The sequence below is a fragment of the Pseudomonas sp. UBA5706 genome, from assembly GCF_002419965.1.
Classification (GTDB): domain Bacteria; phylum Pseudomonadota; class Gammaproteobacteria; order Pseudomonadales; family Pseudomonadaceae; genus Aquipseudomonas.
This window is the reverse complement of record NZ_DIHC01000001.1, coordinates 134,327-147,449: the sequence shown is the minus strand read 5'-3', so window position 1 is coordinate 147,449 and position 13,123 is coordinate 134,327. Positions and strand designations below refer to the sequence as shown.

General features: G+C 60.2%; 11 protein-coding genes. 7 read left to right on the top strand and 4 right to left on the bottom strand.

Features of this window, described 5'->3' with window-relative positions:
• Window positions 1-60 precede the first annotated feature (60 nt).
• Entirely contained in the window at window positions 61-492 is a 432-nt protein-coding gene (locus B3I26_RS00645; RefSeq protein ID WP_296254242.1) for a carboxymuconolactone decarboxylase family protein, read from the top strand.
• A 37-nt stretch (window positions 493-529) separates the two neighbouring features.
• Here the strand turns inward: B3I26_RS00645 and B3I26_RS00640 are convergent, their stop codons facing one another.
• From B3I26_RS00640 to B3I26_RS00625, 4 genes are all read right to left on the bottom strand, one after another.
• Window positions 530-784: a hypothetical protein gene (locus tag B3I26_RS00640; RefSeq protein ID WP_296254241.1), complete on the bottom strand. Its 255-nt coding sequence runs from the start codon at window positions 782-784 to the stop codon at window positions 530-532.
• A gap of 29 nt (window positions 785-813) precedes the next feature.
• The gene (locus B3I26_RS00635; RefSeq protein ID WP_296254240.1) at window positions 814-3,270 is read right to left on the bottom strand and encodes a response regulator; all 2,457 of its coding nucleotides are present in this window, start codon (window positions 3,268-3,270) and stop codon (window positions 814-816) included.
• Between the two features lie 319 nt (window positions 3,271-3,589).
• The gene (locus B3I26_RS00630; protein ID WP_296254239.1) at window positions 3,590-4,126 is read right to left on the bottom strand and encodes a hypothetical protein; all 537 of its coding nucleotides are present in this window, start codon (window positions 4,124-4,126) and stop codon (window positions 3,590-3,592) included.
• 37 nt (window positions 4,127-4,163) lie between these two features.
• Window positions 4,164-4,820, bottom strand: a complete 657-nt coding sequence (locus B3I26_RS00625) for a TetR/AcrR family transcriptional regulator (protein ID WP_296254238.1) — start codon at window positions 4,818-4,820, stop codon at window positions 4,164-4,166.
• 244 nt (window positions 4,821-5,064) lie between these two features.
• Here B3I26_RS00625 and B3I26_RS00620 point away from each other — a divergent pair, with 244 nt between their 5' ends.
• The 6 genes from B3I26_RS00620 to B3I26_RS00595 all read left to right on the top strand — a co-directional run bounded on the left by B3I26_RS00620 (window position 5,065) and on the right by B3I26_RS00595 (window position 13,066).
• Window positions 5,065-6,684, top strand: coding sequence for a GMC family oxidoreductase (locus B3I26_RS00620; RefSeq protein WP_296254237.1), 1,620 nt, complete (start codon window positions 5,065-5,067; stop codon window positions 6,682-6,684).
• Window positions 6,681-8,168, top strand: coding sequence for an aldehyde dehydrogenase family protein (locus tag B3I26_RS00615; protein WP_296254236.1), 1,488 nt, complete (start codon window positions 6,681-6,683; stop codon window positions 8,166-8,168). Before B3I26_RS00620 ends, B3I26_RS00615 begins: the two co-directional genes overlap by 4 nt.
• Before the next feature lie 49 nt (window positions 8,169-8,217).
• Window positions 8,218-9,873, top strand: a complete 1,656-nt coding sequence (locus B3I26_RS00610; protein ID WP_296254235.1) for a DUF1302 domain-containing protein — start codon at window positions 8,218-8,220, stop codon at window positions 9,871-9,873.
• A 106-nt stretch (window positions 9,874-9,979) separates the two neighbouring features.
• On the top strand, window positions 9,980-11,299 hold the full coding sequence (locus tag B3I26_RS00605) for a DUF1329 domain-containing protein (protein WP_409522011.1): 1,320 nt from the start codon (window positions 9,980-9,982) through the stop codon (window positions 11,297-11,299).
• Between the two features lie 301 nt (window positions 11,300-11,600).
• On the top strand, window positions 11,601-12,128 hold the full coding sequence (locus B3I26_RS00600) for a sigma-70 family RNA polymerase sigma factor (RefSeq protein WP_296254234.1): 528 nt from the start codon (window positions 11,601-11,603) through the stop codon (window positions 12,126-12,128).
• Window positions 12,125-13,066 carry a DUF4880 domain-containing protein gene (locus B3I26_RS00595; protein WP_296254233.1) on the top strand — a complete coding sequence of 314 codons (942 nt, stop codon included), beginning with the start codon at window positions 12,125-12,127 and terminating at the stop codon, window positions 13,064-13,066. The genes B3I26_RS00600 and B3I26_RS00595 overlap by 4 nt, the downstream gene beginning before the upstream one ends.
• The last annotated feature ends 57 nt before the right edge of the window (window positions 13,067-13,123 follow it).

Sequence of the window (13,123 nt, the reverse complement as noted above, 5' to 3'; positions counted from 1 at the left end):
TTGGAGGCGGTGTTCCACCTCCCCGCGCCCGTTCACTTTCCTGTACACGGAACCCTCGCCATGAGCCAACTCAGACTGCCCTTCCATTCACTGTCGCCTGCCGCTTACCAAGGCCTGGTCGCCACCAATGCGGCCCTGGCCAAGAGCCCGCTAGGCTTGTCGCTGCTTGAACTGGTGTATTTGCGCATCTCGCAGATCAACGGCTGCGCGTTCTGTCTTGGCAAGCATTCGCAGACACTGCGCGAATGTGAGGTCGCGCAGGAAAAGCTTGATTGCCTCGCCGGCTGGCGAGTGAGTGAACTGTTCAGCGAGCGCGAGCGTGCGGCCCTGGCATGGGTCGAGACACTCACCGACATCAGCCAGATGGGCGCGCCCGACGCGTTATTTGATCCGTTGAAAACGTACTTTTCCGATGCCGAGATATCCGACCTGACGCTGGCGGCGGCCTTGATGAATGCCTTCAATCGGTTGGCGGTGGGCATGAAACTGTAGGAGTCGATGCGGGGTAGTTAGAGCGATGCGCGCGTCTTTACGCAAGACCCTCCTCGCGCAACGCTTTCTGAACCGCAGGACGGACCCTGACCCGGTCATACCAGGCCCGCAGGTTATGCAGGTTGTCGAAGTGGATGTCGGCCTTGTAATAACGGGTCAGCCAAGGCGCTTGGCCCTGCTCGATGGGCCCAAGCGCTTCAACGCGCTTAGGCGTGACATTGGCGGTAACGGGTGCCCGGATGACCGTGCAGGGCTTGAGGCAGAGCGCGCTGATTCGGCAGCAGCTAGCCACGCTCCCACGCGCGTGGCATCGGCGGTGATCTAGGCCCCGGCGTTTGCGGATTGCAGTCTGACGGCGTGCGCCTCGTTGATGGCGGCACCCAGGCTATCCAGGCTGTAGGGCTTGCGCAGAAACACCGTTTCGCTCACCGCAGTTGCGGTATCGCCACCCGATGCGAAGACGACGCCCAGGCGGGGATATTCAGCACGTGCCAACGCGGCGAGCTTCTCGCCCGACATTCCACCCAGGCCGATATCGGTAATCAGGACATCGACCTCCGCTTTCAACGCCATGAGCGCACGCTCCGCGCTCTCGGCGGCGATGACCTGATGGCCGATACTTTCCAGCAATTCGACGGTCACTCCCCGGATGATTTCGTCGTCTTCGACAAACAGCACCTTAAGCGCCTTGGGTGAGTCTTGGTTACGAACCTGCTCCAGATCCTGCGACGCTTGCTCCTGCTGCTTTTGGTTGGCCAAGACGTGCCGGATTCTGCGAGCAAGGGCTTCTCGGGTGTATGGCTTGCCCAGCAGCTCAACGCCGCGATCAAGCTTGCCGCCGTGCACAATCGCGTTTTCGGTGTAGCCGGAAGTGAATAACACCGCGATATTCGGCAGGCTCGCGCGCGCCTGCCTGGCCAGCTCAGGGCTTTTCAGCGCCCCCGGCATGATCACGTCCGTAAACAGCAGGTCGATTGGAATGCCGCTCTGCACGATAGGCAGCGCGCTGGTCGCATCATTGGCTTTCAACACCTGATAGCCAAGCTCCTTGAGCGTCTCGACGACGGTTTCCTGAACGTTCTGATCATCCTCGACCACCAGGATTGTCTCAGTGCCGCCCATGACCGCCCGCGTGTCCATGACTTCGATCACTTCTTCGGCATCCAGTGAGCGCGGGAGATAGATCTTGACGGTCGTCCCGTGGCCTATTTCGCTGTAGATTTTTACATGCCCCCCCGATTGCTTGACGAAGCCAAAAATCATCGACAACCCCAATCCCGTACCTTTGCCTGCGGGCTTGGTGGTGAAGAAGGGCTCGAACGCCTGGCTTATGACGGCAGGGGGCATGCCACAGCCCGTGTCACTGACCGCAAGCATGACGTAATCACCGGGTATCACTTCGTCATGCAGGTCTGCGTAAGCCTGGTCGAGCACCTTGTTGGCTACTTCGATGGTCAGCCTTCCAACGCCGTCCATGGCATCTCGCGCGTTGATGCAGAGATTAAGCAACGCGTTCTCGACCTGCGCCGGGTCGACGAAGGTATTCCACAGATCGCTTGCGAAGGAGACCTCGATGTCAAACTCCTCCCCAAGCGTTCGTCTGAGCATGTCGTCCATGCCGGCAATGGCCGCGTCGATCTTGACCACACGAGGTTCCAGGGTCTGCTTGCGGCTGAAGGCCAATAGGTAACTGGAAAGTTTGGCGCCTCTGGTGACACCGGACAACGCATTGTCCAGCCTGCGCATCGCCTTTTCGTTGCCAACTACCTCGGTGCTGAGCAGTTGCAGGTTCCCGGCGATAACCTGAAGCAGGTTGTTGAAGTCGTGGGCGACGCCCCCGGTCAGGCGCCCGATCGCTTCCATCTTCTGGGCCTGCTGCAACGCCTGCTCGGTTTTTTTCAGTGCTGCCTCGGCTTCACGATCGGCCGTTATATCCCTGGCGATCAAGAGCATGGTGTGGTCGTGAAAACTGCCCCTGAGCGCCAGCGTTACATGCTCGCCGCCTTTGGTCAGCACCCGCGCCTCAACGCGCAACGATCCGCTGCCCTGTACGGCCTGCGTCCATTGATCATCGAAATCTGCGCGATCATCTTCAAACACCAGATCATGTAGCTTGGTGCCCGAAAGATCGTCCTCGCTCCATCCCAGCTGAGCCGCGCAGGCGGGGTTGACGGACTGCACTGAGGTCGTCGCATCCGTGATGATCATGCAGTCCACCGACATCATCCACATGCGATCCCGGTCCGCAGTCCGCTCGCGTACTTCGTTCTCCAGCGCCGAGGCAAAATCGTGCAGCCGTTTTTGCGTCAGGACTTTCCCGGTAGTCTCGATGACGGTATCCAGCAGTCCGATCACCTGACCCTTTTCGTCGCAAACGGGGCTATAGCAAAACGTGAAGTAGGCAGTTTCAAGCGAGCCATTGCGGCTGATCTCTAACTCAAAGTCTTCAATGAACGTTGATTCACCGCCGAAGGCTTTGTCCGCGATCGGGCCGATGGAGTCCCACGCCTCGCTCCACACGTCGGAAAACGAGCGACCCAGCGCCAGCATTTTGGAGCCGAGCATGGGCACGAATGCGTCGTTGTACACCATGATCAGTTCCGGCCCCAACGCCAGGCACGCCGGAAAGCGTGAGGTGAGCACCATATTCACCGCCACGCACTGTGCGGCCCCCCATTGGTCGATGGGACCCAGGCTCGTTGTACCCCAGGCAAAGCCTCGAACCTGATCGGCTAACCGGCCTGATACTGCAATGGAATTGGTGGTGTTGGAAGGCATCGAATTCAACCTGGGTCTGCGATGAAGCTGACTGAATAGGGGGGGATGGCCAGTTTAGCGAGTTAGGTGCAGAAATAATCTTGCTTGGCTATCGACCTGCCACCGAAAAAAATGAGGACCAGATGTCGGCGCAAAGAATAACGCTCACCTGATTTCTTGCTGTCAGGCAGGCGCTGATAATCGGTGAACATCACGCAGGTCTATTGGACTCAAGCCAGAGTGAAGTTTGCAAGCTGTCGCGGTCTGCGTTTATGAGCTGAGCCTTGGTGGCGGGCGATCCATGAAAGGCTGTTCTTCGAGCCGCGCGTTATCCCTGGACTTAACCGCCGATCGTCCGGTCGCGGTTCAATCCACGCCAAGCAACCGGCGCAAGCAAAAATACAACGATAAGGAATGCCACCTGGGAAAGGTAAAACCGCTCCAGCCACTGTTGCTTGAGCGCAACGTAGAAGGTGTTATGGGCTACGTCGATCAAAATGATCGCTGCCGTCAAGGCGATACCGACTTTGGGCTTGATGAATAGCAGCAAGGCGGCAACCGGGTCAAAGAGTGTAAGCGCCCCCCAGAAGATACGGCTTACCAAGCGAGCGTCGCGCCCGTATCCGTAGTCCCATAGAAATCCATGTAACGCATCTGCGTGAATGTGATTGGCCGTGGCGGCAAAAAGGCAACAGGCGAACAGCAGCCTGATAGCGAACGATAGTCTGGGCATAGCGGCGTCTGTGGGCATGATGACGCCGAGCATCATAGCGAAATCGATCGACGCTATCAGTGCCGCCGACTGTATCGCAGTGACGGCCGGCAGCTTATCGTCATGGCTGTCTGTCCAGCGTATCGAAGTGCAGTTGAACGGCAACGCAGATCCAGCGACAGAACTTCCTGGCGTTGATCATTCAGCTTGTCTTTGCCGCGCCGGATGAGATGGTGTCTGCTGCACCGCCGGGCCACACCCCCTCGCTCATCAGGCCATTGAACGCGTCGCTGACCCTTGCGGGGCTGTAACAATAGTTCTGGCGCACCCACCATACCCAGATCGCGAGCAGGCCGCCGACCAGGCTGCGCACGGCAATCTCGCCTCGCAGTTCATCCGCCTCATAGGCCCCATATCGCTTCAAGTGTCCACGAACCTGAATGATCAGCAGGTTTTCCAAGTGAGCGAGGACGATTTCCCGAGAGGCGCCGCCCATCAACGAGGTGGTCAGCGCTGCATGTGTCCGGGTGGCGGCGAATAACCATCCGCACACGTCCAGCACCATTCGCGGTTGGCCGTGGCTCATGCCGGGCTTGACCACCGGTTCGCCCATGACGCCATAGCCTGCTACCAGCAGGTCCTCCTTGTCCCGAAAGTGCGCGTAGAACGTCGACCGCGCGACGCCCGAGCGGTCCAGCAAGTCTTGAATGGTGATTTCCCGGTAGTCCTTTTCCAGTGCCAGCTGGTACATCGTGGTCAGCATCAGATCCCGCGTACGTTGCGCGCGTCGGGTATGTCGGTCAGCGCTGGGGTCGAAGGATTCAGGCCATTGGTTCTGCGAGGATCTGTATTGATTCATGGAGGAATCTCTACGTCAGAGGCGCGGTTGGTTTTTAGAGTTATTGGACACATTCTTGAGAAATGTCTTTTTCGCACGGGTTGCAGACTGGCACAGGCGTCTGGGTCGAGCAAGAAGAGGGGCTAGACCCTGTGCAACAAATTGCCAGCGCCGGTTGCCGAACAGATCCGCCTATCTGTCCGTTGTGCCCTGTGCAGTGCAGTTCTACAGTCCTCGCACACCTCGCAACGCAGAATAATAAAAAATGCTCAAAACCTATGACTACATCATCGTTGGTGCGGGCTCGGCTGGCTGCGTGATGGCGAACCGGCTGTCCCAGGACCCCAGTGTCTCGGTGTTATTGATCGAAAGCGGACCGGACCATTCAAGCCCGCTAATCGCCATGCCGCGCGGTATTGGCAAGCTCCTCACGGCGGGCAACTCCCATGTGTGGGACTACCAAGCCTCGCGTGGCGAGGGGATGGCCGACGAACTCTGGCTCAAGGGCAGGGCCATCGGTGGCTCCAGCTCGGTCAACGGCATGGTCTATGTACGGGGGGCGCCGGCCGATTACGATGCATGGGAAGCGCAAGGCTGCGAGGGTTGGGGTTGGAAGGACATCGGTCGGCAATTCGTCGCGCTGGAGGACCATCAACTGGGCAGCGCGCCGTGGCGCGGCAAGGGAGGCCCGCTGAAGGTCAGCATTCATCCGGCCAACGATGAGCTGTGTGACGCAGTCATTGCGGCGGCCGGGCAGGCGGGCACCGCACCAGTGGCCGACACCAACGATGTCGATGCGGTGAGTCAAGGCGGTTTTGGTTACCAGCCGCAGACGACCTGGGGCGGTCAACGCTTCAGCGCGGCCAAGGCGTTTCTCGACCCCGTGCGTGACCGCCCCAACCTGGCGGTTATGACGGCCAGTACGGTGCAGCGCATCGAATTCGCAGGTGACCGCGCGGTGGCCATTGAAGTGCGCAATGCCGCGGGCCTGCGCAGCATTGCCATAAAGCGCGAGGTGCTGCTGTGCGCCGGCGCCATCGAAACGCCAAAGCTCTTGCAGCTGTCAGGTGTCGGACCGTCCGAATTGCTCTCCGGACTCGGAATCAACGTCGTCCGCGACTCGGCCAATGTCGGACGGAATCTGCGCGAGCACCTGTATATCGCGATGCAGTATCGAGTAACGCGTGGAAGTTTTAACCACTGCTTTGCCGGGTTCGGGCTGATCCGGTCGCTGTTCAACTACTGGGTGCGCAAGAAAGGCCCGATGACCCATGCCGCTCATGAGGCCGGCGGCTTCGTCAAAACCCGTGCAGGCCTGGAGCGGCCCGATGCGCAAATCGGTGTCAGCCTGTATTCGATGCTCGGTGACGGCAACCGGGTGATGATCGATAAGGCGCCTGGCTTGACCCTCGGCGGTTACTTTTTGCGGCCTGAAAGCCAGGGCGAAATACGCATCCAGTCGGCAGATCCGGCGGTTGCGCCGCTGATCAATGCCAATTACCTAAGCGCCGAAACCGATCGCGTGGCCGGCGTCGCCCTGGTGCGCTGGCTTCGGAAATTGGCCGCGCAGCCCGCGCTCAAGCCGTTCATCGTCGCTGAGCTCACCCCGGGTGTGGAGGCGCAGACCGACGAGCAAATCCTTCGCGCCCTGCGTCACTACGGGCAGACCGCCTTTCACGTCAGCGGTACGTGCCGCATGGGCGCTGATGCTGACTCGGTGGTCGATCTGCAACTCAAGGTGCGCGGCGTCAAGGGGGTGCGGGTCGTCGACACCTCGGTCATGCCCACCCTGGTCTCCGGCAACACCAACGCCCCGGCCATGGCGATTGCCATGCGCGCAGCGGAAATCATTACCGGTCGCCTCGAAGGAGCAGCGCATTTATGAGCATTCCATTCACTCAGCTCGACAAACTGTATATCAATGGCCAGTGGGTTGCCGTCCAGCACACCGAAGCCGTACTCAACCCTGCAACCGAGGCGGTAATCGGCCATGCGCCGCTGGGCGATCACAGCAGTGCCGACGCTGCCATCGATGCCGCACGGCAAGCGTTCGATCGAGGGCCGTGGCCGCAACTGTCGGTTTTCGAACGGGCCGGCTATTTGCGCCGCCTGCACGCCGAACTGGTCGCCGAGCGTGAAGCCATCGCAGGCTTGATCGTTGCCGAGGTCGGCTGCTCACAAGGCGTCACTTACGGGATGCAGGTGGATATGCCGTTAGGCCATGTGCTGACGGCCATCGACCAGTCGTTGAGCGAGCAGCCGCGGCAGATCGCTACTCAGACAACCGTCAACCCCTTCAATCCCGGCGGCCCTCTGTTACTGGGCAGCGGCAGCATCGAGCGGGAACCGATTGGCGTCGTGGCGGGTATTACCGGGTACAACTTCCCGTTCCTGCTCAATCTGGCGAAGATCTTTCCGGCACTGCTCGCGGGCAATACCCTGGTGCTCAAACCCTCACCGTTCACCCCGTATTCGGCACTGCTGTTCGGGCAACTGGCCGAGCGCATCGGCCTGCCTGCCGGGGTGCTGAATATCGTCACCGGCGGGCCGGATGTCGGTGCCATGCTCAGCACTGATCCGCGGGTGGACATGGTTTCATTCACCGGCTCCGAAGCGGTCGGCATCAGCATCATGACCCAGGCGTCTGCCACGCTCAAACGCGTGCATCTGGAGTTGGGCGGTAAATCCGCGCTGATCGTGCGCGCCGACGCGGACATCCAGACCGCCGCCATGGCCGCGGTCGGTGGCCTGACCGTGAACGCCGGACAGGGCTGCGCATTGCTGACCCGCTTCGTCGTGCACGAGTCGATTCGCTGCGCGTTCATCCAGACCGCCCAAGCGATTGCCAGCCAGATCAAGATCGGCGACCCCAGCGACCCGACGGTGATGATGGGCCCGCTGATACGTGAATCGCAGCGGGCCAAGGTTCAGGGCTTCATCGATCGAGGGCGTGACAGCGGGGCCACGCTGGTCTGCGGTGGCGGCCGTCCGGCGCACCTGTCCCAGGGTTATTTCAGCGAAGTCACGCTGTTTGACAATGTGCGCAACGACATGGAAATCGCTCAGGAAGAAATCTTTGGCCCGGTGGGCGTGACCATCGGTTTTGACAGCGACGAAGAGGCGCTGGCCATTGCCAACGATTCGCGCTTCGGCCTCAACGGTGGGATCTACACCGCTGACGTTGCGACGGGACTGGACATGGCGCGGCGCATCCGTGCCGGCAGCGTGTACCTCAATGGCGGCGGCGGGCAGATGCCCTACGCCCCGATCGGCGGCTACAAGCGTTCGGGGATCGGCCGCGAATTCGGACCCGACTGGCTCAAAGAGTTCACCCAGGAAAAATCCATCATCTACCCCATCGGACGCTAAGCAGAGCGAGCCGACAGAGCCATCAATAATAAAAATAAAAGGTAAAACGATGAAAAACATGACCAGATTTGACCGCAGGGTGATGACCCATAGCGCTATCACGCTGCTGATGCTGGGGGGCGCAGGATCGGTGCGCGCCGACTCCATCGACCTGGCTAACCCCGATTATCAGCTGCGCTGGGATAACACGGTGCGTTACACGCTGGGCGTGCGCGCCGAGGGGCAGGACAAGCGGATCATGAACAATCCGAGCTACGACGAATCCGACGGCAAGTTCGACAAAGGTGACGTGGTGACCAACCGCGTGGATGTGCTCAGCGAGGTGGATTTCTCTTACCTCAACGACTGGGGCGCACGCGTCAGCGGCGCAGGCTGGTACGACCAGGCGTACCACGATCATGACGTCGAGCCGAGCAATCCCGCTTACGGCACCAGCTACAAGAACGACCACTACAGCTCTCAGGTCAGCCGGTACGTCAACGGTCCGTCGGCGGAGTTGCTTGATGCGTTCGTCTGGAAGAATTTCTCCCTGAATGGCGCGCTGGTCAACGTCAAGGTCGGCCGGCAAACCAACTACTGGGGTGAAGGGCTGCTATTCGCAGCGCATGCCATTTCCTACTCTCAGGCGCCGACCGACGGCGTGAAGGCGGTCACCAGCCCCGGCATCGAGATCAAGGAAGTGTTTCTGCCGGTTGGGCAGATATCCGCCAGGGCCCAGGTCACTGACTCGCTGACGCTGGCGGCGCAGTATTTCTATGAATGGGACAACACCCGCTTGCCCTATGGCGGAACCTATTTCGCGCCTGCCGACCCGTTTTTCGAAGGCACGGATCGGCTGCCGCTAGGGGAAGGGCAATACCTCAATCATGCTTCGTCGAAGTTCGGTCGCGACGGCGCCAACTGGGGCGTGATGGCGAAGCTGAACGTCGAGTCTTTGGAGTCCAACTTTGGCGCTTACTACCGCCAGTTCGACGATTACCAGCCATGGCTGGCGCCAGAGCTGCGCCTGGCGCAGGGCGACTACCGGCTGGTCTATCCGCGTAGCGTAAAACTGGCCGGTTTGAGTTTCTCCAGGGTGATCGATTCGGTCGCCGTGGGCAGCGATCTTTCATACCGCATGAATGGCGCGCTGAATGCCACAGGCGTTGATCCGACCGACGATGAGGGGCCGCGCGGCGACAGCCTGCACTTCATCCTCAATGGTGTTTACATGATGCCGCGCAGCTTTCTCGCAGAGAACGCAACGGTAGTGGGCGAATTCGCGTATAGCCATCTGGAGCGTATCACTGAGCACAAGGAGCTCTACAACGGCGAAGGGCACCCCGGCTGCGTTGATCAACGTACTGGCGTGGCTGGCGCCGGTGGCGTCTCGGACGGTTGCTCGACGCGGGATTACTACGGCGTCGCGCTCAATTTCACGCCCAGCTATCTGTCGGTGTTTCCGTCATGGGATCTGGACGTCCCGGTCACCCTCAATTATGGGCTGCATGGCAACGCTGCCGTGGCCGGTGGGGGTAATGAGGGGGCCTTGGCATGGTCCGCCGGGCTGAAAGCGACCTATGCACAACGCTATGAATTCGGCCTGCGTTACGCCGACACCACCGCGCAATCGAAAACCCTGGCGGGTAACACCGTTGGGGGCAATGGCGGTGTCGGCGGCACGGATCGCGGCTGGCTCGCCTTCACCTTCAAAACCTCTTTCTAGACGATTCGCAACACTTCACCTGACCAACAATAACCTTTCAGGAGAAACGCCTGTGCGCCATTCACTCTCAACGTTGTTAATCGGTCTCGCATTCGTAGGCTATACACTGCCGGGCAGCGCCGCCGTGACTGCCCAGGAAGCTGCCGCGCTGGGTAAGGATCTAACGCTTTTCGGTGCCATTCAGGCGGGTAATGCCGACGGCTCGATTCCGCCTTATGACGGCGGACTGCGCAAACCGCCTGCAGGCTTTGTTGCAGACAGTGGCTTCTGGGTCGACCCTTTCAAGGAGGAAAAGCCGCTGCTGCGCATCGACGGCAAGAACGTCGACAAATACGCCGACAAGCTGAGCGAGGGGCAAAAGACGCTGCTCAAGAAATACCCGGACTATTACCTGGACATCTACCCAAGCCATCGCACCACGGCCTATCCCAAAGAAGTTCTCGATGCCACGGTACGCAATGCCAGTGGATGCTCGACGCGCAACAATGGACTGGCTGTCGATCCGGTCTGCCGGGGCGGGCTACCGTTTCCGATCCCGAAAAACGGCAACGAAGTGATGTGGAACCAGCAGTTGCGCTACAAGATCGGCCCCGGTTATTCAACGACGTCGTCGTCCAACAGCTGGGTCATCGATGCCAACGGGTCGGTCACCAAGACGGCCGAGCAACGCACCTTCGAAGAGCAGCCTTTCTATCAGGTCAAGCAGGCCGACCGAGATCCGGAGATGTATGCCCGCGTGTACGCCCTGGATAAATACCCGGCGCGCAGTGCAGGCCAGCTGATTGTGCTGGACGATTACCTGGACCCCATCGCCAAGCCTCGCCGTGCCTGGAGTTACACACCCGGTCAGCGCCGCATCAAACTGGCACCGGAGTTCGGCTACGACACGCCAGTGTCCAACCAGGGCGGAGTCAACCTGTTCGACGAGTTGCAGATGTTCTCCGGCGCCCAGGATCGCTTCGACTACAAGCTGGTAGGCCGCAAGGAAATGTACCTGCCCTATAACGCCTACAAGTTTTACTTCGACTGCAAGCAGGAAGACCAATTTCTGCCGCATCACGCCAACCCGGCCTGCGAGCGCTGGGAGCTGCACCGGGTCTGGGTGGTGGAAGCCACTCTTAAGCCGGGCATGCGCCACGTGTACAGCAAACGCACCTACTACCTGGACGAAGACACCTTCGGCATCGGCTTGTATGACGCCTGGGATGCCAGCGGCGCGCTGTACCGCTCGCTGTTTCTCAGCGGCGTGCAGCTCTACGACAAGGACCTGCCGTACAACGTGAAGAACGTCAGCTATGACTTCAACAAGGGCATGTGGGCATTGGTCAATGACGGGTTGAAGGGCGGCTACAAATTTTTCAGCACCCCCCGGACCGAGCTGGAGATGAATGCCGAAGCGATCGTCTCCAAAGAAACCCAGCGTTGAATCCCGACTGAGCGGCAGTGTCTCGACCGGCCATGGTGCACACATGGCCGGTTCCGGGTGGCGGGCAGGTTGTTGAACACCGTTTTTTTGATCAAGGCTTCGGGCCTTCTTTGCAGGCAGCGGACTCAACGAACGTCGTCATGAGCGATGCAATCTGCTGTTGAATCCTCCGACAAAAACGAGCGCAAAGTGCCGCAAGCTCCAAATCAGGCCCCTCATTTCAAAGCTGACCACTGACCCGCATTGCGAGAGGCGCTACTATTTGTAAGAATTGAGAACCATTTTCATTAGTGATCTAGCAATGGCAGCCCGTTCTGGTTTCGCCCTCGTCAATTTGAATGCCCGCCAGGACCTGCTCCATCAGCTGTTCGGCGATCATCATGGGTGGCTGCTTGATCGGTTGCGGGCGCGACTGGGCTGTCCCAGCGATGCAGCCGACATGGCATCGGAAACCTTTGTCCAGGTGGTGGCACTGGACGATCCGCATTCGATCCGTGAGCCACGTGCGTTGCTGACGACTATTGCCAAGCGGTTGATGTACGCCAGTTGGCGCCGACGCGATCTGGAGCGCGCCTACCGGGACGCGCTGGCCAACGAGCCTCAGCAGTACGCGCCGTCGGCGGAGCAGCAGGCGCTGGCTATAGAGGCGTTGATTGAGATCGACCGCCTGCTCGAAGGCCTGTCCTCCCGGGCTCGTGCGGCGTTCCTATACAGCCAGCTCGACGGGCTGACCTACGCCGAAATCGCCCGCGAACTGGGCGTATCTGCGCCACGGGTTCATCAGTACGTTGTCCAGGGGCTACGTGCCTGTTTCGAGGCGCGACCATGAAAGCTGCATTGCCCGTCCCGGTACGGCAGGCGATCGACTGGATGGCCTGCCACCGCTCCGGTGCTTTCGACGCCCACCAGCAGCGCTCTTTCGAACAGTGGCTGGCGGCGGATCGGCAGCATCAGGAGGCCTGGGAACAGCTGCAGCAACGATTGCAGACGACGTTTGCCGGTGTCGACGGTGTATGCGGCCGGATGCTGGCCAAGGATCGTCCAATACGGCGTCGCGCTTTCCTGCGCGGGGCACTGGGTGTGGGCGGATTGGCCGCAAGCAGCTACTGCCTGACCCGTCCGGGCTGGCAATTGGCAGGGCTACGTGCCGATCTGAGCACAGGCACCGCGCAGCGTGAACACGTTGTCTTACCTGATGGTTCGTCCTTGACCCTTAACGCGCAAAGTGCAGTGAATCTGCGTTTCGAGGGGCGCAAGCGCGACGTTCAATTGCTCGATGGCGGTGCCATTGCGCACGTGCGGGCCAGCGAGCGGGAGGCCCTGCGCCTGTGTTCCCGCCTGGGGATCGCGAGCATGGCAGAGGGCCGCTGCATGATGATGCTGTTGCCGCATGAAACGCGGGTCTGGGCCTTGCACAAACGCCTGCAGGTGATCCACGTCAATGGTTCGGGGGCGACGCTGGCAGAGGGGCAGGGTGCGCGGCTGACCGCAAGCGGCATCGAGCCGATTGGCACGTCCGCCAACAGTGCGTCAGCCTGGTCGCAGGGCATGCTGGAAGCACACAACCAGACGCTGGCGACGGTCATCGAGGCGTTGCGACCTTATCACCGAGGCGTGCTGACCCTCAGCCCTGAAGCTGCGCAACTGAAAATCTCCGGGATATTCAGCCTCGATCGAAGTGACCAGGCTTTGGCTGCAATGGCCGATATCCTCCCGCTGCGCGTCGAGCATTTTCTGCGGCTGTGGACCCGTGTGACCCTGGGCTGAGTCCGCCAGAAAAATAGTTCAGCCGGCCCTTAATATTTCGTTGGCTCATCGCACAAG

What these genes read in the sequence shown, in the direction of transcription:
- B3I26_RS00645 (WP_296254242.1), top strand. Translation starts at nt 61, where the DNA reads ATGAGCCAACTCAGACTGCCCTTCCATTCACTGTCGCCTGCCGCTTAC.
- B3I26_RS00635 (WP_296254240.1), bottom strand. Translation starts at nt 3,270, where the DNA reads ATGCCTTCCAACACCACCAATTCCATTGCAGTATCAGGCCGGTTAGCC.
- B3I26_RS00625 (WP_296254238.1), bottom strand. Translation starts at nt 4,820, where the DNA reads ATGAATCAATACAGATCCTCGCAGAACCAATGGCCTGAATCCTTCGAC.
- B3I26_RS00620 (WP_296254237.1), top strand. Translation starts at nt 5,065, where the DNA reads ATGCTCAAAACCTATGACTACATCATCGTTGGTGCGGGCTCGGCTGGC.
- B3I26_RS00615 (WP_296254236.1), top strand. Translation starts at nt 6,681, where the DNA reads ATGAGCATTCCATTCACTCAGCTCGACAAACTGTATATCAATGGCCAG.
- B3I26_RS00610 (WP_296254235.1), top strand. Translation starts at nt 8,218, where the DNA reads ATGAAAAACATGACCAGATTTGACCGCAGGGTGATGACCCATAGCGCT.
- B3I26_RS00600 (WP_296254234.1), top strand. Translation starts at nt 11,601, where the DNA reads ATGGCAGCCCGTTCTGGTTTCGCCCTCGTCAATTTGAATGCCCGCCAG.
- B3I26_RS00595 (WP_296254233.1), top strand. Translation starts at nt 12,125, where the DNA reads ATGAAAGCTGCATTGCCCGTCCCGGTACGGCAGGCGATCGACTGGATG.